The 20806-nt window shown below is 39.5% G+C and carries 25 protein-coding genes and 1 pseudogene; 9 read left to right on the top strand and 17 right to left on the bottom strand.

Annotated features, from left to right (window positions below; translation table 11 throughout):
- Positions 1–91: 91 nt before the first annotated feature.
- Positions 92–430: a hypothetical protein gene (locus HMPREF2644_RS05705; RefSeq protein WP_011272678.1), complete on the top strand. Its 339-nt coding sequence runs from the start codon at positions 92–94 to the stop codon at positions 428–430.
- A gap of 10 nt (positions 431–440) precedes the next feature.
- On the opposite strand, the pseudogene HMPREF2644_RS05700 reads toward HMPREF2644_RS05705, so the two are convergent.
- Positions 441–593, bottom strand: a pseudogene (locus HMPREF2644_RS05700) (phage virion morphogenesis protein); the annotation flags it as partial.
- A gap of 133 nt (positions 594–726) precedes the next feature.
- Here HMPREF2644_RS05700 and HMPREF2644_RS05695 point away from each other — a divergent pair.
- Positions 727–1074, top strand: a complete 348-nt coding sequence (locus tag HMPREF2644_RS05695; protein WP_005653079.1) for a hypothetical protein — start codon at positions 727–729, stop codon at positions 1072–1074.
- Here HMPREF2644_RS05695 and HMPREF2644_RS05690 read toward each other — a convergent pair whose 3' ends face one another.
- The 12 genes from HMPREF2644_RS05690 to HMPREF2644_RS05640 form a co-directional block, all read right to left on the bottom strand.
- Positions 1075–1536 (bottom strand): phage virion morphogenesis protein, encoded by a 462-nt coding sequence (locus HMPREF2644_RS05690; RefSeq protein ID WP_070828306.1) that lies wholly within the window; start codon positions 1534–1536, stop codon positions 1075–1077. It abuts the gene before it with no gap.
- Positions 1536–2006: a phage tail protein gene (locus HMPREF2644_RS05685; RefSeq protein ID WP_070828305.1), complete on the bottom strand. Its 471-nt coding sequence runs from the start codon at positions 2004–2006 to the stop codon at positions 1536–1538. The genes HMPREF2644_RS05690 and HMPREF2644_RS05685 overlap by 1 nt, the downstream gene beginning before the upstream one ends.
- A complete protein-coding gene (locus tag HMPREF2644_RS05680) occupies positions 2003–2218 on the bottom strand; it encodes a TraR/DksA family transcriptional regulator (protein WP_005689810.1) in 216 nt (71 codons plus the stop codon). Before HMPREF2644_RS05680 ends, HMPREF2644_RS05685 begins: the two co-directional genes overlap by 4 nt.
- Positions 2215–2478 (bottom strand): Rz1-like lysis system protein LysC, encoded by a 264-nt coding sequence (lysC, locus tag HMPREF2644_RS09345; RefSeq protein ID WP_042603526.1) that lies wholly within the window; start codon positions 2476–2478, stop codon positions 2215–2217. Before lysC ends, HMPREF2644_RS05680 begins: the two co-directional genes overlap by 4 nt.
- Positions 2393–2743, bottom strand: coding sequence for a chemotaxis protein (locus tag HMPREF2644_RS05675; protein WP_070828304.1), 351 nt, complete (start codon positions 2741–2743; stop codon positions 2393–2395). The genes lysC and HMPREF2644_RS05675 overlap by 86 nt, the downstream gene beginning before the upstream one ends.
- Positions 2728–3246 carry a lysozyme gene (locus HMPREF2644_RS05670; RefSeq protein WP_070828303.1) on the bottom strand — a complete coding sequence of 173 codons (519 nt, stop codon included), beginning with the start codon at positions 3244–3246 and terminating at the stop codon, positions 2728–2730. The genes HMPREF2644_RS05675 and HMPREF2644_RS05670 overlap by 16 nt, the downstream gene beginning before the upstream one ends.
- Positions 3239–3460 (bottom strand): phage holin, encoded by a 222-nt coding sequence (locus HMPREF2644_RS05665; RefSeq protein WP_005689816.1) that lies wholly within the window; start codon positions 3458–3460, stop codon positions 3239–3241. The genes HMPREF2644_RS05670 and HMPREF2644_RS05665 overlap by 8 nt, the downstream gene beginning before the upstream one ends.
- Position 3461: 1 nt before the next feature.
- Positions 3462–3671, bottom strand: coding sequence for a tail protein X (locus tag HMPREF2644_RS05660; protein WP_070828302.1), 210 nt, complete (start codon positions 3669–3671; stop codon positions 3462–3464).
- Complete coding sequence (locus HMPREF2644_RS05655; RefSeq protein WP_070828301.1) at positions 3671–4177, bottom strand: head completion/stabilization protein; 507 nt, start codon at positions 4175–4177, stop codon at positions 3671–3673. Before HMPREF2644_RS05655 ends, HMPREF2644_RS05660 begins: the two co-directional genes overlap by 1 nt.
- Before the next feature lie 293 nt (positions 4178–4470).
- Positions 4471–5121: a phage terminase small subunit gene (gpM, locus tag HMPREF2644_RS05650; RefSeq protein WP_011272685.1), complete on the bottom strand. Its 651-nt coding sequence runs from the start codon at positions 5119–5121 to the stop codon at positions 4471–4473.
- An 11-nt stretch (positions 5122–5132) separates the two neighbouring features.
- A complete protein-coding gene (locus tag HMPREF2644_RS05645) occupies positions 5133–6182 on the bottom strand; it encodes a phage major capsid protein, P2 family (protein WP_070828300.1) in 1050 nt (349 codons plus the stop codon).
- A 21-nt stretch (positions 6183–6203) separates the two neighbouring features.
- Positions 6204–7019 (bottom strand): GPO family capsid scaffolding protein, encoded by an 816-nt coding sequence (locus tag HMPREF2644_RS05640; RefSeq protein WP_011272686.1) that lies wholly within the window; start codon positions 7017–7019, stop codon positions 6204–6206.
- A gap of 164 nt (positions 7020–7183) precedes the next feature.
- Between HMPREF2644_RS05640 and HMPREF2644_RS05635 the strand changes: the two genes are divergently transcribed.
- Both HMPREF2644_RS05635 and HMPREF2644_RS05630 read left to right on the top strand, forming a co-directional pair.
- Entirely contained in the window at positions 7184–8965 is a 1782-nt protein-coding gene (locus tag HMPREF2644_RS05635; RefSeq protein WP_070828299.1) for a terminase large subunit domain-containing protein, read from the top strand.
- 9 nt (positions 8966–8974) lie between these two features.
- Complete coding sequence (locus tag HMPREF2644_RS05630; RefSeq protein ID WP_011272688.1) at positions 8975–9985, top strand: phage portal protein; 1011 nt, start codon at positions 8975–8977, stop codon at positions 9983–9985.
- 707 nt (positions 9986–10692) lie between these two features.
- Here the strand turns inward: HMPREF2644_RS05630 and HMPREF2644_RS05625 are convergent.
- Positions 10693–11367 carry a 5-acetyl neuraminic acid cytidyl-transferase gene (locus tag HMPREF2644_RS05625; protein ID WP_011272689.1) on the bottom strand — a complete coding sequence of 225 codons (675 nt, stop codon included), beginning with the start codon at positions 11365–11367 and terminating at the stop codon, positions 10693–10695.
- A gap of 113 nt (positions 11368–11480) precedes the next feature.
- Here HMPREF2644_RS05625 and HMPREF2644_RS05620 point away from each other — a divergent pair, with 113 nt between their 5' ends.
- Positions 11481–12143, top strand: a complete 663-nt coding sequence (locus HMPREF2644_RS05620) for an NAD(P)H-dependent oxidoreductase (protein ID WP_011272690.1) — start codon at positions 11481–11483, stop codon at positions 12141–12143.
- 46 nt (positions 12144–12189) lie between these two features.
- Here HMPREF2644_RS05620 and apbC read toward each other — a convergent pair whose 3' ends face one another.
- Positions 12190–13302 carry an iron-sulfur cluster carrier protein ApbC gene (gene apbC, locus HMPREF2644_RS05615; protein WP_011272691.1) on the bottom strand — a complete coding sequence of 371 codons (1113 nt, stop codon included), beginning with the start codon at positions 13300–13302 and terminating at the stop codon, positions 12190–12192.
- Positions 13303–13452: 150 nt separating this feature from the next.
- Here apbC and metG point away from each other — a divergent pair, with 150 nt between their 5' ends.
- On the top strand, positions 13453–15501 hold the full coding sequence (gene metG / locus HMPREF2644_RS05610) for a methionine--tRNA ligase (RefSeq protein WP_038441076.1): 2049 nt from the start codon (positions 13453–13455) through the stop codon (positions 15499–15501).
- Positions 15502–15611: 110 nt separating this feature from the next.
- Positions 15612–16472: an SAM-dependent methyltransferase TehB gene (gene tehB, locus HMPREF2644_RS05605; RefSeq protein WP_011272693.1), complete on the top strand. Its 861-nt coding sequence runs from the start codon at positions 15612–15614 to the stop codon at positions 16470–16472.
- 43 nt (positions 16473–16515) lie between these two features.
- On the opposite strand, the gene gloB is transcribed toward tehB, so the two are convergent.
- Both gloB and HMPREF2644_RS05595 read right to left on the bottom strand, forming a co-directional pair.
- Positions 16516–17217 (bottom strand): hydroxyacylglutathione hydrolase, encoded by a 702-nt coding sequence (gene gloB, locus HMPREF2644_RS05600; protein ID WP_011272694.1) that lies wholly within the window; start codon positions 17215–17217, stop codon positions 16516–16518.
- Positions 17218–17268: 51 nt separating this feature from the next.
- Positions 17269–18075 (bottom strand): class I SAM-dependent methyltransferase, encoded by an 807-nt coding sequence (locus HMPREF2644_RS05595; protein WP_011272695.1) that lies wholly within the window; start codon positions 18073–18075, stop codon positions 17269–17271.
- 235 nt (positions 18076–18310) lie between these two features.
- Here HMPREF2644_RS05595 and HMPREF2644_RS05590 point away from each other — a divergent pair, with 235 nt between their 5' ends.
- Positions 18311–18787 carry a hypothetical protein gene (locus tag HMPREF2644_RS05590; RefSeq protein WP_005687298.1) on the top strand — a complete coding sequence of 159 codons (477 nt, stop codon included), beginning with the start codon at positions 18311–18313 and terminating at the stop codon, positions 18785–18787.
- 136 nt (positions 18788–18923) lie between these two features.
- Positions 18924–20687, top strand: a complete 1764-nt coding sequence (gene ycaO, locus HMPREF2644_RS05585) for a 30S ribosomal protein S12 methylthiotransferase accessory factor YcaO (protein WP_005687300.1) — start codon at positions 18924–18926, stop codon at positions 20685–20687.
- Positions 20688–20806: the final 119 nt, after the last annotated feature.

Here is a 20806-nt window from a genome sequence, read left to right as displayed (position 1 = left end):
ATTTTATCAATGGCATTTAATAAGACTGTAAGCTCTAAATTTTTCATTTTTACCCACTTTTTCTTGACATTTTAGGAATAAGGAACAAATAATGAACAAACTTAACAGGGAGAGAACGATGGAAATTTTTGTTTTGCTCATTGGTTTGCCAATTATTGTTGGTTTACTTATTGCATTTGGTACTGCAGTATTAGCCGCATTTAGTTATATTTTTGTTGGCGCATTATCTTTAGCGATTAATTTCTGGTATATCACGTTAGCAGTAATGCTTGTTTTGCTTGCACCTCTTATTTATTTAAATAGTTGGTTATTTTGGATTTTGGCTGCACTCGTTATTTTCTTTACTGTTGCTTGGTTTTTTGGTGGCGATACCGAACAAATCAAAGCAGAAATTGAACGTAAACGTATTGCTAAAGAGCATAAATTGTAAATTAACCCAATTAAAATTCTTTACCCGCTATAGCTCTAAGCACAAATCTTTCAATCATTTCAATATCTTCTTCCGCAAAGCCCAGTAATTCACGCTGGGCATATTGCACTTTGAAATCTTTATTGTTAGATGGTCGTGCCGTTAAACCGTATTGATGCACTGCGAACTGGAGCAGACATTTTATCAAGGGCATTTAATAAGACGGTAAGTTGTAAATTATTCATTTTTTCGCCTTATTTTTATTGACAAATAAACGTATGATTGCTAATAATGAAGAAAGAGAATAAGGAGCGGATATGAAAAACAAAAGAACATCTCGCACGTTGATCATGCTAAACATTGCTATGTGGAGCCTTGTTATTATTTCCACCTGTTTACATTATCAATTTAATCCTTTTTCATTTATCTGGTTTGATGTTATCGCACCAGTTGGTCATTTTTTTGCAGTCGTTTTTTCTGCTTTATCTAGTTTTACTGTTTCAATGTATGAACTTTTTAAACCAGAAACATTTTGGGGGTGGGTATGGTTTGTAATGTTTGTCGTGCCAATCATTTGTTTGCCTCTTTATGTGGTTTTATTGGTATTGTTTGCTGGTAAACTTTCACATCATGATACGGTGGTTCCACCTTCTTATTTAAAGTAATTAGCTTTTGCTAATTTGTTCTATCACCAATTCATTCAGCATTGATAAATCCTGTTCTGAAATGCCCAATAGTTCCCGTTGGGCGTATCTCACTTTAAAATCCTTTTCTTTTGATGGTCGTGCCGTTAAACCATATTGATGCACTGCAGCAATGGCAGCACTTGAACCATTAAAACCCACTGAAACTTCGTTCCCATTTGACCGCACTTTTAAATGACGGGCGGTGCGAAGTTTAGCAAACATCGCTTTTCGTTTAATTCGCCCTTTCTTTTTTCCAAATTCTTTACGTGGTTTTCTTGGCTCAAAGGCGGTACCGTCGGGGTTTTGTTGGCGTGCAATTCGGTTCGATTGGCTTTTGCGTAAGGCTTGCCCGATTTTTCGCCCAAGCTGTCTGCGCGCCTGTGGAGAAAGATTGGCAATAAGTGCAGTCAATTTTGCCTGAATTTCTTCGACTGTAGCCATTAGACTGTATCCCCCTCAAAAATTGGCGAATCCCAGTTTTCCAAATAGACTTTTACGTGAGTTGGTTCATCCCATACGGGTTCTTTTGCGTAATGGATCTGCACGTTATTCCCGTCTTTTTTCGACACGACACGTTCAGTAAGTTGGATTTCGAAGCTAATATCTGCAGTGTTGTTATTGTTGTAATCCACCTGGAATTTAAATGCATTCTCTCGAATTTGTGGATTTTCTAATATTTCAGGTTGATTTGTGCGCAGATAAGCCAGCATTGGCACAATCAAGGTGGAAATATCGCCTGCATAATCAGTCACCACGACATTGAGTGTGTAACGATATTCAAAACTAAATGATGCAGCACCCGTTGCGACGATTTGCCCACTGTCCACATAAAGTTGTAGATGGTCGGGATTTTTTACAAAATCGGGGTGGCTTTGTTCAAGGATTTTGCGCAGTTGGTTGGGCTTTTTCATTTGCGAAAATTCCGTTGTTGCATTTCGAATCTTTGTTGGCAAGTCACGCAACGTGTTACGCCCTGAATCATTTGTCTGCGTTTTTCTGGGATAGGGGCATCACAATCTTCACAATAAAGGCGACTTACCGCCTGGAAAGTGCGGTGTTTTTTGAGGGCGATTTCACGTTGTATTTCTTCAAGCTGTTGAGCGCGGTCGAATTGATCTGTCATAGCTGTTCCTTTTTATTAAATTCATCTATGCATTTTTTTAAACTCGCGTTTTCAATGATGCATAAATCAAGGTGGTGCTGTGTCTGTAAATAGGCTTCGGCTAATTCGCCATTGGTGCGAATTTGTGGCGAATACGCACTGCATTCCGTGGTTTGCGGACAAAGAATCGGCGATTTAATGATTTCCTGCTGAGTTGAGCAGGCGTTTAACATCATCAGGCAAAGGGCTATCAGCCCAATCTTGGTTTGATTTAAGTACATTTTTTAAATCCTGTGTTTGTTGATTTTGCTTTGCTTTGAGGTTGTTTACGGCTTGGATAAGCTGTGCTTGCTGTTCGGCAAATTGTTGCACGCTATGATTTAACTCAATGTAAGCGTTTTGCCATTTCAGTTTTAGCTGTTCTTCTTTGAGCATTTCTTTTCGCCAATAATTAGTCTCAAACCCCAGAAAAATAATGAGGAGTACAAGCAATATTGGCCCGATAAGTAAAATGCTTCTTTCTTTGGCGGTTAAGAAATTAAACATAGGGCTTTCTCCTTTTGTCGGCGTTCAATTAAGCCTTTTAGCGGTTTTCCTGCGGCATAAATCCAACGTTCGAATTGACCGCACATAGCTTTGCTGTAGCCTTGGCGTGCCATTTTAAAAAGTGAGCTATTTTTTAATTTGCCACATCCTACGTTAAAGGTGATGGAGACGAGGGCATCAAATGCACCTTGTGGCATGGTTTGCCCGTTGGCATATTGATTAACGCATTTTTCTGATTGTTTAATGCCTTTTACGTATAACTCGGCAATTTCTTGTAAGCTGTAAATTTTATTGCGGTCAATTTTTTCAATAGCATCGGTTATGCCTATGCCGACAGTTAAAACATCGGCAGGGCATTGATAGGGCTTTTTCATACAACCTTCTGCATTACCAATCAGTAACAATCCTTTTTCTGAGGTTCGAATGTCATTTCCATAAGTGGCAATTACAAGTCCAACAACAGCGGATATGGCGCAGATATATTTAGCAGAACGTTTAATCATAATGATGGCTCCGTTGTTTAAGTTCTTTTTCTTTTAATTCAAAGTCTTTTTTCTTGTAATACCAATTCACAAGAAAGGTGGCAACACCAATCACAATACCTGTAATCGATGCGACATCAGCCCAATTTACATTTGAGAACATATCGGCAATGCGTCCAATTAAGAAGGCGAATATTCCTGATGTGTAAGACGCTCTTGATGGTGTGTCGTGCATATCAGCTCCAAAGTTGAATTGTGTCATTTGCTACACTGATTTTTTCTGTATCGGCATCTGGCAATATGACTGGGGCGCCAATGGGAATAATGGGTTTATCCATTAAATGCGGATTGAGTTCGCAGGTTATTTCGAGCAAGCCTTCACTGCGTCCAAAATGGCGATAAAGGATGGCATCTAAATTGTCATTTTGTTGTGCGTAAACTTGCATTAGATTAACTCCGCATCGACGCGTTTTCTGCCCAATATGTCGCTAATTGCAAAGCGAGCATCACGGCGTAATTCATCAATGCTGTCTTTGAGTTGCGCCATTTTCTTTTCGCCATCGTTGGTGCTGTCGTAGCTTGCATAGCGTTCATAGAGATTTGCCAGTGCCAAGCAACTTACCGCACGTTTATAACGATAAATCAGCACGCTTTCGCCATTGATTGATGGGGCAGTGATCTGTTCTAAACTGTCGTGTTTACTTTGTGTTTTAAACATAGAGAGTTCTGCATTGACGCTTGCCATTCCTTCAATCAAGGCATCTTGTAAGCGTTGTGTGGTAATAGTGCCGTCTGCACGGTATTGATTACGAAATTGAGCAAGTGACATATCGGGGAAGAAACCATCATTACTGATAATGTCATCTGACGTATCGTAATCATTTAACTGTTGCTGCACTTCGCCCATTTCATAATCAGGGGCAAGTTTGACTGATATTGCGCCGTCACTCATTGATTTACCCTTATAAAAAAAGTCGGGTGAGGATTAAATTAAGCACGGCCAATAAATCCGTCAGAATTTGACCGCACTTTTAATCCGCCCGACGGCTGCGTGGTTTGCTCGGTTTATATTCTTTCTTGTTTGTGCAAGAAAGAACCAAAGAACACACCCCGATTAAATCGCTTTTCTGCCCTTTGTTGTCATTTTCTTAACGGAAAATTTTTAACTCGCTACGCTCAAACAAGAAAAATTTTCCTAAAAATGCCAAGTCGGTCAGGCGATTTAGACGGGGCATTAAAACAACATCAACATTCAGTCGCTGATAATTGTTTTTTTAGTTTCTTGATGTCGCCTTTCACGCCAATTTTTTGATCTAAACCCAAAGCACGTTCTAAATATGCCAGTGCTTGCTCAGGGTGTTTTTCAACCAATAACAAACCCAATTCACGCAATAATCGCGCTCGGCTTTCATCTGGCATATCGCAATCGGCGGTGATGCGTTGGACTTGCTCTAAGTAAGCCACTTCGAACGGTTTATTGGCAGCTTGTGCGGCTTTGGCTTGGTCGGCAAATTCTTCTGCTAACAAGGTGCCAAGTGTTCGAGTGAATGGCTCGGGCAAGCGTAAATCATGAAATACGGCATAATCGGCAATTTGTAAGGCGAGATGATATTCGCCACAGTCAATCGCCCACACGCACCATGTCATCAAGACATTATCTTGTTTACCACTTCCGACCGATAACGCCCCTTCAATCCATGGTAGATAGTCAGGCAAAATTTGCTTTTTAAATGCGCCTTTGCGTTCCGTCGATTGGATGTTTTTCAAATCCTTTCGATGGCGAGCAAGAATACGGCACATTTTTTCATATTCTGTAAAGTCGCTTAGATCTTCGGTTTCTGCCGCATTAGCGATAGCGGCAGAAACTTCCAGAAAATGGCGTTTAGTTGGACGCATAATTGATTCCGCTATGCTGCCACTGGCGGAATAGGCGCAGGTGCCTCAAGAATGGTAATATTTTTCGCCATGGCGACTGCCTCGTAGTTTTCCACAACATAGGCTTCGTTTGACGATAAATAATCTTCTACACGATTGCGTTCTGGCACATCTTTTAAGTGACGACGTACTTTGCCTTCCTGCACGTAGATTGACAAGTTATCAAGCGATGTGACTAACACGGTGCCTTTCGGGAAGAATGGAACAGATACGGCTTGTAACCCGCCCACACGTTTTTGACTAATGACGGTATCGCCTGCCAAAATTTCGCTTGGTTTTTCTTGGTTGATTAATGGGAAGTATTTATCGGCTAATAAGTCGCTACCCATAATTGCAACCAGTTTTGTATCGTCACGGTATTGCGCTGGAATGAAATCTTCTTTTAATGCAAAGACAAGGGCATCAAGATTTTTATAGGTTTTACCTGCACCGATTTCGATTTTGCCACTGCTTTTTTCAATTTCTTTTAACACACGGGCTTTGGCTTTATCTTCGATTTGGACTAACCAACCCTTATTCACATCTTGCAATAATGGATTTGAGGTACGGTTTGTGGTTGTTGCTGCACTTGTGCCATTCCAACCGATCATAATGCGGTCAAGTGCAATGCGTTCTGCTTTGAGTTTGCCCACACGTGCGGCAAAATCAGGGAATTTCGCCCAACTGTCTAAGGTTGGATAATTTAAATGTGTGTCAAAGTTGGTTTGTTCGCAAGAATAGGTGTTTTCTTGCAAGCTGTGAATGTCTGTGGTTTCACGTGCTTTTGTGTTGGTGTCGGTGCGACTTGCCACTGGTGAAAGCACACCTAAACGCAATGCAGAACCTTTCATTTCTTGCACCATCACGACATTGATGCGTTTCAAGAAATCAGAACTTTCAAGCACGGCATTTTCTAATTTTTGTTGAATAGTTGGCTCAACGGTAAACTGACCGCCATTCGCAACGAATGCCACATCTTCGCCGTTATCTTGTGCAACACCAGCAAGGTAAGCATTAAATTTTTGTTTGGTAAATTTATTCATTTGGTTTTTTCCTACGATAAATTAAAAGAAGCGGCCATCAGTTTCAGGTTGTTCACCGTAAACTAAAGGGCGAGGATTTTCGGGTTCAACAGGCTTTTGGAGTTCTGCGAACGTTGCTTGGATTTCTGCATTACTTGCTTTCATTTCTTCGATTTCGGCTTTTTGTTTGGCTAAATCGTCAGAAAGTGCGGTTAATTTTTCCAAGGTTTCTTTGGTTTGCTCGGCTAAAAGCTCAATGGCTTGTGTTTGATCAGAAAAGCGTTCATCGTCTGATTTTTCTTTTTTCGCAAACAAGCCTTTGATTTTTTCAAAGATGCTTTGTGTTTCTTCCACAAATTCCAATTCAGTTTCAACGGCTGCAGTGAAAATGTTATCGGCTTTTTCTTTGCGGTTGTTGAGAGGATTTGCGCTTGCACCGGCAGAAAATACCAACATTTCTGTGCCAAGACTTGCAGGATTGTCCGTTACAGCCAAACCGACTAAATAGGCTTCACCTGTGTCAGCAAAATTTGGATCGCACTCAATAGAGGTGTAGATTTTCTGACGGTCTTTATTGAGTTTGATTAAATCGTCCGTTGGGTCGATTTGAGCCAGTAATTGCAATTTACCTTCAGCATTTTCTTCCGTTTTTAAACCAATCACATCACCATAGCATTTTGAGTGCGGATCATCGTTCCACATATAACGCCATTTAATGTGTTCAAGATTAACGCGTGCACCGTATTTTTTCGGGTCATAATTTGCCGCCATTTCTGAAATCCAGTTGCGCTGAATAGTGCGTCCGTCTGTGGTTGCGCCTTCTGTCGCCACAACCACCCATTTAGATTTTTTTGCCATTGCTTATCCTTTGGTTGGTTTGATTCAATGATTGTCGCTATTCTGAAAGGTTTAATTTTGGTGGTCTATGAGTTGCTTTTGTTGTATGCCGATTCACAGAGCAAGCGGAAAGACTAACATTCGCCCCCTTTCTATTATGCGGTTGTAAATAGAAAGGATTAGGAATGGACGAACAAGTTATTAATCAACCTTCACTCGAAGTGACGGCGGAAATCAAACGTAAAGCACAGCAGATGTATTTTAGTGGTTATAAAATCGCTGAAATATCTCGCCAGTTAAATACTCCTGCCTCAACAATTGCCAGTTGGAAAGACAGAGAAAAGTGGGACGATATTGCGCCTGTTGGTCGGGTTGAATTAGCCCTTGAGACAAGATTGAATTTGCTGATTGCGAAAGAAGAAAAGAGCGGTTCAGATTACAAAGAAATTGATTTGCTTGGTCGCCAAATGGAAAGAATGGCGAGAGTGAAAAAGTATTCTTTTGGCGATGGCAATGAAGTGGATTTAAATCCTAAACTGGCGAACCGCAACAAGGGCGAACGCAAGAAAGCCGAACCCAATGCTATTGGCCAAGAGCAAGAAGAATTGCTGATTAATGGCTTTCTTGATGGGATGTTTAATTATCAACGCATTTGGCACAAGGCAAAAGAGCACCGAATTAGAAATATTTTAAAAAGCCGACAAATCGGGGCGACTTACTATTTTGCCCACGAAGCCTTTGTTGATGCTTTGACGACGGGGCACAATCAAATTTTTCTTTCTGCCAGTAAAAAACAAGCCTTACAGTTTCGCTCGTATATTGTGAATTACGCCAAGCAGACGGCAGATGTAGATTTAAAAGGCGAAACCATCAAATTGCCAAATGGGGCAGAATTAATTTTCCTTGGTACGAACTCCGCCACGGCTCAATCGTATCACGGCAATTTATATTTTGATGAAGTGTTTTGGGTGCCTAAATTTGATGTGATGCGTAAAGTGGCATCAGGTATGGCGGCACAAAAGATGTATCGCCAAACGTATTTTTCAACACCGACCACGATTGCACATCCCGCTTATGCGTTTTTTTCTGGAAAAGCATTTAATAAAAATCGGGCCAAGGCGGACAAAGTTGAAATTGACATTTCTCACGAGAATTTAAGAATCGGAAAACTTTGTGCTGACCGCCAATGGAAGCAGATTGTTACCATTAATGATGCGATGGAAGGTGGGTGCAACCTATTCAATATTGATGACCTGATTGCAGAAAACAGCAAAGAAGAATTTGAACAGTTGTTTTTATGCCAGTTTGCAGATGATAACACGTCGGCGTTTAAATTTGCCGACTTGCAACTTTGCCAAGTGGACAGCTTGGAAGAATGGCACGATTACAAGCCATTTTATCAACGTCCATTCGGCAATCGTGAAGTGTGGTTAGGTTATGACCCCGCCTTTACTGGCGACCGTGCAGCATTGGCGATCATCGCTCCGCCTAAAGTGGAAGGCGGTGATTATCGTGTTTTGCATTGGCAAACATTTCACGGCATGGATTATGAAGCACAAGCGAGCAGAATTAAAAGTTTCTGTGATGATTACAATGTCACCCGTATTGTGATTGATAAAACGGGGATGGGGTCGGGCGTTTATCAGGAAGTGAGAAAGTTTTATCCAATGGCGCAGGGCCTAGAGTATAACGCCGATCTTAAAAATGAAATGGTGTTAAAAACACAAAACTTAATTCAGAAACGTCGCCTTAAATTTGATAGTGGTGACAATGACATCGTGAGTAGTTTTATGACCGTGAAAAAACGCATTACTGGCACAGGGAAAATTACTTATGTTTCGGACCGTTCGGAAGATGCAAGCCACGGCGATTTATCATGGGCAATTATGAACTGCATTTTAAATGTGCCTTATGGTTTAGGCGGCGATGTATCAAGCAACAAATCAACAATATTTACCTTTGAATAGGATAACCCAATGAGCAAAAAAACAAAAAAATCCACCGCACTTTCTACTGGAAATCAAGCACAGGCGTTCAGCTTTGGAGAGCCTATTCCAGTGATTGACCGTGCAGAAGTACTGAATTATTTCGAAAGCGTGGTGATGTATGAAAAATATTACAATCCGCCAATTAATTTAAGTTACTTGGCTAAAGCGTTAAATGCCTCAGCCCATCATAACAGTGCGATTACGGTGAAGAAAAACATTTTACTTTCAACGTGCAAAACAACCGCACTTTTACCTCGAACCCAATTAGAAAAACTGGTGCAAGATTACTTGGTCTTTGGTAATGCTTATGTTGAGAAAACTGTAAATTCCTTTGGTAAGGTTGTTTCGTTAAAATCCTCTCTTGCTAAATATATGCGTGTCGGTGTTGAAACAGGTGTGTTTTATCAGATTGTGAATGGTTTTGATGAATATGAATTTAAAAAAGGTTCTGTCTTTAACTTGATTAATCCCGATGTGAATCAAGAGATTTATGGTGTGCCAGAATATTTGGCCGCACTTCAATCTGCTTTTTTAAATGAAAGTGCCACATTGTTCCGCTGTAAATATTATCTGAATGGCGCGCATGCAGGTTCGATTATTTACATGACTGATCCAACACAAAACAAAGACGACATTGAAGCAATCAAAACACAAATCCGACAAACAAAAGGCACTGGCAACTTTAAGAATTTGTTTGTGTATATTCCAAACGGAAAGAAAGATGGGATGCAAGTTATTCCATTGTCTGATGCTATCGCCAAAGATGATTTCCTAAACATTAAGAACGCAAGCCGTGATGATGTGTTAGCTGCGCACCGTGTGCCACCGCAACTAATGGGCATTGTGCCTAATAATACAGGCGGTTTTGGTGACGTTGAAAAGGCAACGCGAGTGTTTTTTATCAATGAGATAATCCCATTGCAAGAACGATTGAAAGAAATTAATAGTTGGATAGGGGAAGAAGTGATCACATTCTCCGATTACAAATTGCTAAATTAGATCCTTTTCAAAAATAAACAGCCCGCAGAAATTCGGGTTTTTTTTGCTAAAAGAGCTGTTTTTGTCCTGTATAGTATTAGCACTGTCCCAGTGTATTATATCAAATCAATCAATATGACAAATCTTAAATCCTTATTTCAGCTCGATTTTTCGCCCAATTGTACGCATGAAAAATCGCAGTCAAACCCTCGCCACGCCCGCACACTAAAGATGTCGATTTCAACGCAATTTTAGATCCTTGCCGAAGTCTTTTCAGATCTACCGACATTCAGATCCTTATTATCAAATTCTTTAACGCAAAATTACTCAAGTAAATGCAAATTTTGATGATATAATCATTGTCCCTAAAAGGCAAAAAATCATCTGAATTGGCGTCTTGTTTTTTATGGTAGTAAGCTTGGTAGTAAGCTATTTTTAACTATTTAATATATCTTTTAAAAACAAAGTGATATTTATCTAGATCAGCTTTCCCCAGCAACGCTAAGCCATTGATTCTAATATGATCAAATTGATTAATCCAATGTCACAATGTTCTGCTGGCAAGTTGAAAATGCCTGCAGGGGAATCAACAATTTTTACTATTTTGAAGATAAAACTCAATGACTTGTTGCTTGAAAAAAAATTGTATTTGGTCATAAAAAATCTGCACCTTAGTTGGTTATTTAATCCAACTTTTGGAGTGCAGATCAAAAGTGCGGCCAATTTTTTTAGAATTCTTTTGAAATTAAACTTTCGGCTAATTGCAAATCAAGTGTGGAGTCAATATCAATGGAACGATAAGTTGGCATTAAATAAAAACGCATTGGCGCAATAAAAAAGCGTTTTTCTTCAAAGAGACTTTCGATGTCATTAATATAAATTGCGCCATTTGCACGATAAGATTTGGGTAATTTTTGACGAGGGGCTTCAAAATCCGTTAATTCGTGAATAGGCTGAACTTCGGTACCTTCTAAAGTGAAGGATTTATAAGGATGATGCTCACATTCGCAAGCGGAAACCACTGACTTATATTTGCCGCCAAGGAAAATTTCCATTGCATTACGAATATCTAAAGCATTACGCAATGGGCTGGTTGGTTGCAAAAGTGCAGCGGTGCCTTGTGAAATATTAAGTGTTTCTAAGCAATGCAAAATTGCATCAATGGTGCGTGTATCACTTTGCGCCAAACTTTCAGGGCGTGCCACTGGTTTTGCGCCGTATTTTGTGGCTTCTTTTAAAATATTTTCACCGTCTGATGTCACCACAATTTGATCAAACATACCCGATTCTTGCGCTGCCAAAATCGCACGCCCCACCAAAGAAACACCACCCACAAGCTGTAAATTTTTGTCTTTAATTCCTTTAGAACCCGCTCTCGCAGGAATAATTGCAATTCTTGTCATTATTTTCACTCTCTGTGATAAAAGTGCTGACTATTCTAGAATCTTTCCCTTGTTTTAGCAAAAACTAATCTTTAATATGGCACCACATTTTTGTTTAACAAAGAGGAAATAAAATGACTCAACTTACTCGTGAACAAGTTCTTGAACTCTTCCATCAACGCAGCTCAACACGTTATTACGACCCCGCAAAAAAAATCAGTGATGAAGATTTTGAATGTATTTTAGAGTGCGGTCGATTATCGCCGAGTTCTGTAGGCTCTGAGCCTTGGAAATTTTTAGTGATTCAAAATAAAACCTTACGCGAAAAAATGAAACCTTTTAGCTGGGGAATGATAAATCAGCTTGATAATTGCAGTCATCTTGTGGTAATTCTCGCGAAGAAAAATGCCCGTTATGATAGTCCGTTTTTTGTGGATGTGATGGCACGCAAAGGCTTGAACGCAGAGCAACAACAAGCCGCCCTCGCAAAATACAAAGCCCTGCAAGAAGAAGATATGAAATTACTCGAAAACGACCGCACTTTATTTGATTGGTGCAGTAAACAAACTTATATCGCCCTTGCAAATATGCTTACTGGAGCCTCAGCCCTTGGCATCGATTCTTGCCCAATTGAAGGTTTTCATTACGACAAAATGAATGAATGCCTCGCCGAAGAAGGATTATTCGATCCTCAAGAATATGCGGTTTCTGTCGCCGCAACCTTTGGCTACCGCTCACGCGATATTGCGAAAAAATCCCGTAAAGGGTTGGATGAAGTGGTGAGATGGGTGGGGTAAAAATCCCATTAAAAAAGGGCTGCAAATGCAGCCCTATCTTTTTTGATTATTTCACTTCTTTAAATAAAATCTCGCTTGGGATTACGGAACCTTGCCAGTAAAGTTCTGTAGAGACTTTTTCTGCAAGTTGTAAGAACGCTTGTGAAATTTCATTTTCAGGCACTCGCACAACGGTCGGGTTGCCTGCATCTAAATCTTCACGGATACGAATATGCAGAGGAAGTTGAGCTAATACTTTCACATTGTATTTTTCCGCCATTTTCTCTGCACCGCCTGTGCCAAAAATCGCTTCGTGGTGACCGCACTTACTACAAATATGCATCGACATATTTTCCACAATGCCTAACACTGGTACGGATACTCGCTCAAACATTGAAATACCTTTTACTGCGTCAAGCAGAGCAATATCTTGTGGAGTTGTCACAACCACTGCGCCAGTCACAGGAATTTGTTGTGATAAGGTAAGTTGAATATCGCCAGTGCCAGGAGGCATATCGATAACAAGATAATCTAAACTATCCCATAGGGTTTCATTTAATAATTGGCTTAATGCACTACTCGCCATTGGGCCGCGCCAAATTGTTGCACTATCTTCATTCATTAAAAAGCCAATGGAATTTGCAGATAAACCATGTGCTTTAATTGGGGTGATGTGTTGATTATCTGGCGAAGTTGGACGTTGATTCGCTGCGCCTAACATGTGTGGAATAGAAGGGCCATAAATATCCGCATCTAAAATTCCAACACGTGCGCCTTGTGCTTGTAATGCTAAAGCTAGATTAACAGAAACCGATGATTTCCCTACGCCGCCTTTACCAGAACTCACAGCAATAATATTTTTCACACCTTTTACTGCCGGTTGATTATTTGCACGTTTAAGTGTGGCGATTTGATAAGCCACCGCCCATTTAATTGATTTACAATCTGTTGCTTTCAATAACGCATCTGAAACCGCTTGTTTTAACTGTTCTGCACCAGAATTCCACGCAAAAGGCAATTTCAATTCAATGCGTAACGTATCGCCGCCCTTTTCCACTTTTTTCAAAGTATTAAGCACAATCAGATCCTTTTGCAGAGTTGGATGCTGAAATTGTTGAATAATCTGCTGAACTTGATTTTGCTGGTCGGCAGTCAAATTATCAGAAAAGTAGGTTGCCATAATAACTTCCTGTTTAGTAGAGTAAATTTGTCGGACATATTTAATCACGGAAAGTGCGGTATGTTAAGTTAAAGTTTTTCAAACTAGAAAAAATCCCCTATTTAAAGTAAGATAAGCACAATTTTTGTATGCTAAAAAAGAGAATAATAAATGACAACTCAACCCCGTAAAATTTTAGTCACTTGCGCCTTGCCTTATGCCAATGGGGCAATTCATTTAGGCCATATGTTAGAACATATCCAAGCGGATATTTGGGTGCGTTTTCAACGTATGCGTGGCAATAAAATCCATTTTGTCTGTGCGGACGATGCGCACGGCACGCCGATTATGTTGAATGCTGATAAACTTGGCATTACACCTGAAGAATTAATTGCTAAAGCAAAAGCCGATCACATTCGTGATTTTGCAGGTTTCAATATTAGTTTTGATAACTATCATTCCACTCACAGCGAAGAAAACAAACAGCTCACTGCAGAAATTTACAATAAACTCAAAGCCAATGGCTTTATTAAGAGTAAAGTTATTTCTCAGTTATTCGACCCTGAAAAAAATATGTTCTTGCCCGATCGTTTTGTGAAAGGCACTTGCCCGAAATGTAAAGCAGAAGATCAATATGGCGATAACTGCGAAGTTTGTGCTTCTACTTACAGCCCAATGGATTTAATTAATCCTCGTTCAGCTGTTTCTGGCACAACACCTATCGTAAAAGAATCTGAACACTTTTTCTTTGACTTGCCTGCATTTGAAGGGATGTTAAAAGAATGGACTCGTTCTGGCTCACTTCAATCTGAAATTGCGAACAAAATGCAAGAATGGTTTGAGAGCGGTTTACAACAATGGGATATTTCACGTGATGCACCTTATTTCGGTTTTGAAATTCCCGGCGCAAAAGATAAATTCTTCTATGTTTGGTTAGATGCGCCAATCGGCTATATGGCTTCATTCAAAAATCTATGTGAGCGTGAAGGCATTGATTTCAACGAATTTTGGGCTGAAGGCAGTGATGCGGAGCTTTATCATTTCATCGGTAAAGATATCGTTTATTTCCACAGTCTATTCTGGCCTGCAATGCTTGAAGGCAGCGGCTATCGTAAACCGACTAATGTGTTCGCTCATGGCTATGTAACGGTGGATGGGGCGAAGATGTCAAAATCTCGCGGCACATTCATTCAAGCCAGCACTTATTTGAATCATATCGATCCTGAATGTTTGCGTTATTACTATGCAGCAAAATTAAATGATCGCATTGAAGATTTAGACTTTAACCTTGAAGATTTCGTACAACGTGTAAATACAGATATCGTAAACAAATTAGTGAATTTAGCTTCACGCAATGCAGGTTTTATTGCGAAACGCTTTGAAGGCAAACTTTCGGATAAACTGGAAGACGAAGCATTATTTGCAGAATTTACCGCTCAAGCCGAGCAAATCGCTGCTTATTACGAAAGCCGTGAATACAATAAAGCCATTCGTGAAATTATGGCATTAACGGATAAAGCCAATAAATACATTGATGAAAAAGCCCCTTGGGTGATTGCAAAAGAAGAAGGCAAAGAGGCAGAATTGCAAGCCGTATGTTCAATGGGTATTGAGCTTTTCCGCGTATTGATGTCTTACTTAAAACCTGTTCTTCCAAAACTGGCAGAACGTGCAGAAGCCTTCTTACAAGCTGAATTACGTTGGGATAATATTCATCAACCATTACTTGGTCATACCCTTGCACCGTTTAAAGCCTTATTCTCTCGTTTAGAGAAAAAACAAATTGATGCCGTAGTGGAAGAAACTAAAGCCTTATTTGCCGCAGCCAATAAAGCAGCAGAAAAAACAGAAGCAAAACCAACCGCACTTTCTGCCGTTAAACCTATTGCTGAAACCATCACGATTGATGATCTCGCTAAACTTGATATGCGTGTAGCAAAAGTACTGAAATGCGAAGCAGTGCCAGAATCTAATAAACTTTTACGTTTTGAATTGGATCTTGGCGATCATACTCGTCAAGTCTTCTCTGGCATTAAAGCGGCTTACAATAAACCTGAAGAATTAGAAGGTCGTTTTGTGATTATGGTGGCAAACCTTGCACCACGTAAAATGAAATTCGGCGTGTCTGAGGGAATGATTCTATCCGCAGGAACAGGCGGTAGTGATTTATTCTTGTTATCTGCCGATAATGGTGTCACCGCAGGTATGCAAGTAAAATAATCAATTCAATTAATTAGGGCAACATTACGTTGCCCTTTTATTTTCTTGTTGAAAATAGATGACTTATAACCTACCATAACACTCAACTATTTATCTGTTTGGAGAATATTATGAAAAACGAATTAATCTGCTATAAACAAATGCCAGTGTGGACAAAAGACAAATTGCCACAAATGTTCCAAGAAAAGCACAACACAAAAGTCGGCACTTGGGGAAAATTAACCGTATTAAAAGGTAAGCTTAAATTTTATGAGCTAACAGAAAATGGCGATGTTATTGCCGAGCATATTTTTACCCCAGAAAGCCACATTCCTTTTGTTGAACCTCAAGCATGGCATCGTGTTGAAGCTCTTTCTGATGACCTAGAATGTACCCTAGGTTTCTATTGCAAAAAAGAAGATTATTTCAGTAAAAAATACAACATGACTGCCATTCACGGCGATGTGGTGGATGCAGCAAAAATTATCTCGCCTTGTAAAGTATTAGATTTAGGTTGCGGACAAGGGCGTAATTCACTTTATTTAAGTTTATTAGGCTATGATGTAACCTCTTGGGATCACAATGAAAACAGCATTGCCTTTTTAAATGAAACCAAAGAGAAAGAAAACCTTAATATTTCTACCGCACTTTACGACATTAACGCCGCCAACATTCAAGAAAACTATGATTTTATTGTTTCAACGGTGGTGTTTATGTTCTTAAATCGTGAACGTGTGCCGTCAATCATCAAAAATATGCAAGAACATACCAATGTTGGCGGATATAATTTAATCGTTGCCGCAATGTCCACAGATGATGTGCCTTGCCCACTTCCATTCTCATTCACTTTTGCTGAAAACGAATTGAAAGAATATTACAAAGATTGGGAATTCTTAGAATATAACGAAAATATGGGCGAATTACACAAAACCGATGAAAACGGCAATCGCATTAAAATGAAATTTGCCACCATGTTAGCGAGAAAGAAATAATCTGCTAATTTAAAAAATCACCGCACTTTGTCCTCACCCAATATTAGAAAATATCTTTAGCTTTGCGAAGTGCGGTAAATTCTTCAAGTGTTTTTGCTTGTAAAAACGGATTAATTTCTCGCTCAAGTTTTAAGGTTGTCGGCAAACTTGGTTTATTTTCAGCCCGTTGTGTTTCAACAAAAATACGTTGTTTTTCTACCGCACTTTTTTCCACCAGCACAGTTTCCGCAAATGCTAAATTCCCCAAGGTATATTCATGAGCTGGGCAAACAATCGTCTCGTCAGGCAATGTATTCAAACGCTGCAAACCATCAAACATCTGCGCATAATTGCCTGTAAAAACACGTCCGCAACCTGCAGAAAATAACGCATCACCGCAAAATAAATGATTATCCACTAAAAAACTAACGTGCTGTTTAGTGTGTCCCCCCGTCGGAATGACATCAATTTGATAATGTGCGGTAAGGATCTTCCCTTCGTTCACAACTTGAGTCGCACCTTTTTTCTCACATTCTTGCGGCCCATAAATCGGCACTGTTGGATAACGTTTTTTAAATGCCGACACACCTTGTGTATGATCCTCATGTTCGTGAGTAAGCAACACCGCTTCAATCGTTGCGTTTTGCTTATCTAGCCATGCAAACAGCTTGTCCGTTTCAGGCAAATCGACAATAATAAGCGGCAGATTTTCTCGTTGATAAAGCCAAATGTAGTTATCATTCAGCGCAGGTAAAGCAAATAACATAATCGTCCTTTTAATTAGTGATAGAAAAATAAATTGATTCCACTTGAAACATTAGATGCGATCCACATTCCACCAAATCAACGCCCATTTTTTCTGTCCATGAAAAATTAGTTCGTTATTGGCTTGTTTACGATCGTAAAAGGCTTTCAAACCTTGTTTTTCTTTTTCGGACAGTTCGCCTAAAGAAAATTCCACCGAGGCTAATAAATCCTCGTAGATTTCACCTTGAAAACAACCCGATTCCGTTTCAATAAAATTCAAATTTGCCTGAATGCCTTTTTGATACAACCGATTGAGTAAATAAATATAAGTGGGGAAACCAATATCTTCACGGCCAATTGCCTCAAATACGCCCTCATCTAAGAAATGGCGTTGTGTGACAGAAGTCAAAAACACACGTTTTTTCGCTTTGGCACAGAGTTTTTCGATCATATCGTCCAAATCGTCCACCAACGTTGAATGAGATGCCAACACTACATCAGCTTGTGGCACATCATCCCAATTATCCGTCCAAGATTTATGAAATGTTGTGAGATTATGCAACCCCAATTTCTGTTTGAACTGCGCCAAGCAATCTAACATTCCATTACTATAATCTAAGGCATATACCGTTGAACCTTGTTGTGCGAGCGGTACAGCAAAAGTACCAGGCCCACAGCCAATATCCAACACTGTTTCATCGGTTTGCACATTCATTGCTTGCAATAATTGCTGATTATATGCTGAAGGCTTACCGACCAAATTTTCTGCCATTTTCACGGCTTTTTTATCCCATTTTGTCGGAGGTAAGTTGTAATGATGACAAGCGATTAAGTGTTGTTGATACAGTTCAGCAAAATTGATGTCGTAAATAGTCATAGTGATTTTTCAATGTAATTATTCAAATGTTGATGTAAAAGTTTGGACGAAGTGCGGTTAAAATGGTAAGCGTTTTTTCATTTTAACTTTTTTAAAAACGAGACATTACAACAAATTCTACAGCATCGATATATTAATTCAAATATAACGTAGCAAAAACAGGCAAAATGTTTCTATAATATTTAACGTTATATATTTCCTTATACAGATTTATTTCGTAGAAAAGGATAATTCAATGAAATTTGAAGTAATTTATAAATTTTTCTTAGTGTGGGGACTAGCCTTAAGTTTGCTTTTCGTTGTTGCAAGTGGCATTTCAATGTGGCTAGGATTTCCTTTTAGTCAAGCCTTAGACATTCATCTTTTCTTTGCTGGATTTACCGTATTTGGTTTGTTACTGCATTTTTATAGCCGTAAGAAGAAATGGGTAAAAATCAACACTCAATTTGCCGATCTCATCACAAATAATCGCATGCCTTCTTACTGCAATTTAGATCGCTTGATGATGACTTTCGAACATTTCTCTATTCAACAAATCGCCGAGCAACTTAATCTTTCTCTCCCGATTTTATTAAATGAATTATCGCAAGCTCAAATAAACATAACTGATTCCCACCGCACTTTATGCGAAAACTTTCCTCTCAACGATGAAAAAATTTTCGCCGCAATTACAATTGCCTTAAAAGTGCGGTTCAATCCAACTTTACTTTAACGCCAATCAAATATACGTTAAAAGTGCGGTAGAAAACCCCGAAGTTTTTCGGGATTTATTTTTGCCGAAAAAATCTTGCCCCGCTATTAAAACTCCCCTATTATTCACCGCACTTTTTTCTTATTTAGGAACAAAAATGACAGAACAAACCTTTATTCTCGGCAAAGATGCTGCATTAGAAGATAGTATTGCAAAATTTCAGCAAAAATTGACCGCACTTGGTTTTAATATTGAAGAGGCATCTTGGTTGAATCCTGTGCCAAATGTGTGGTCTGTGCATATTCGCGATAAAGACTGTCCGCAGTGTTTTTCTAATGGTAAAGGGGCAAGTAAAAAAGCGGCGTTAGCCTCTGCCCTTGGCGAATATTTTGAGCGTCTTTCTACTAATTATTTCTTTGCCGATTTCTATTTAGGACAAGAAATTGCAAACGGCGATTTCGTACATTATCCCAATGAAAAATGGTTCCCAATTGAAGACGATGCTTTACTGCCTAATGGCATTTTAGATGATTATTTATTGGATTATTTTGATCCCAATGCCGAGCTTACGCCTGAATTATTAATAGATTTACAGTCTGGCAATTATGATCGTGGGATCGTGGCGATGCCTTATGTTCGTCAATCGGACGAACAAACCGTTTACATTCCACAAAGTATTATTGCCAACCTTTATGTCTCAAATGGCATGTCTGCAGGCAATACGAAATTTGAAGCACGCGTGCAAGGCTTGTCAGAGGTATTTGAGCGTTATGTGAAAAACAAAATTATCGCTGAAGCAATTAGTCTGCCAGAAATTCCAAAATCTGTGATGGATCGCTATCCATCTATTCAGGCTTCCATTGCAAAATTAGAGGAAGAAGGTTTCCTAATTTATGCATTTGATGCTTCACTTGGCGGAAAATACCCTGTTATTTGCGTTGTGCTACTCAATCCGAATAACGGTACTTGCTTTGCCTCTTTTGGTGCGCATCCAAATTTCCAAGTGGCATTAGAACGTACTGTGACGGAGCTTTTACAGGGTCGTAGCTTGAAAGATTTGGATGTTTTCTCTCCGCCCTCTTTCAATAACGATGATGTGGCTGAACACGCTAATTTAGAAACCCACTTTATTGACTCAAGCGGTTTAATTTCTTGGGATTTACTCAAAAAAACGCCTGATTATGAATTTGCTGATTGGGATTTCAGTGGTACCACGCAAGAAGAATACAATAATTTAATGGCGATTTTCCGTGCCGATGAAAAAGAAGTTTACGTAATGGATTACAACCATTTGGATGTCTATGCGTGCCGTATTATTGTGCCAGGTATGTCTGATATTTATCCTGCAGACGATTTAATTTACGCCAATAACAATATGGGAATGGATTGGCGCGAAATTTTACTGGATTTACCAAACTGGCATCACGATGCAGAAACCTATCAAGAATTATTAGATGAATTAGACGGACAAGATATTGACGATGCGACTCGCGTGCGTGAATTTATCGGCATCGTTGCACCTAAAAATAGCGGCTGGACAACTTTACGCGTCGGTGAATTAAAATCTATGCTCCACCTTGCATTAGGCGAATTAGAACAGGCATTAGATTGGGCAAACTGGACGCTGAATATGAACAGTTCCGTATTTACCACAGAACCTGTGAATTATTACCGCGCATTAATTTCCATCATTGAATTACATTTAGATCAAAATCGTGAACCAGCGCAATATCGTGCAGTGTTTGAGAAAATGTATGGTAAAGATGCAGTTAAACAAGCTTGGGCAGCTGTCTCTGAAGGTGGCAATCCGTTCTACAATCTTCCAGCAAGTGATGAAAATTTGGAAAACTTTAAGGAACATCAGGCGTTGTTGGGGGCTTATGGGAAGTTGCAGAAAGCAAAGCGAGCACATCAAAAATAAATTAGGCTTATTTCGTACTTTCAATTCTTGAAAGTACGACCTACTTTTCTTTGCTTCGCCAAAGAAAAGTAGGCAAAAGAAAAGCGCCCCTGCTTTTCCTTATTTCCTTTGTTTCATAC

Origin of the sequence: Haemophilus sp. HMSC071C11 (assembly GCF_001837655.1) — a bacterium.
Lineage (GTDB): Bacteria > Pseudomonadota > Gammaproteobacteria > Enterobacterales > Pasteurellaceae > Haemophilus > Haemophilus influenzae.
Note: the sequence above shows the minus strand (reverse complement) of the source record. Positions and strands in the feature narration are given on the sequence as shown.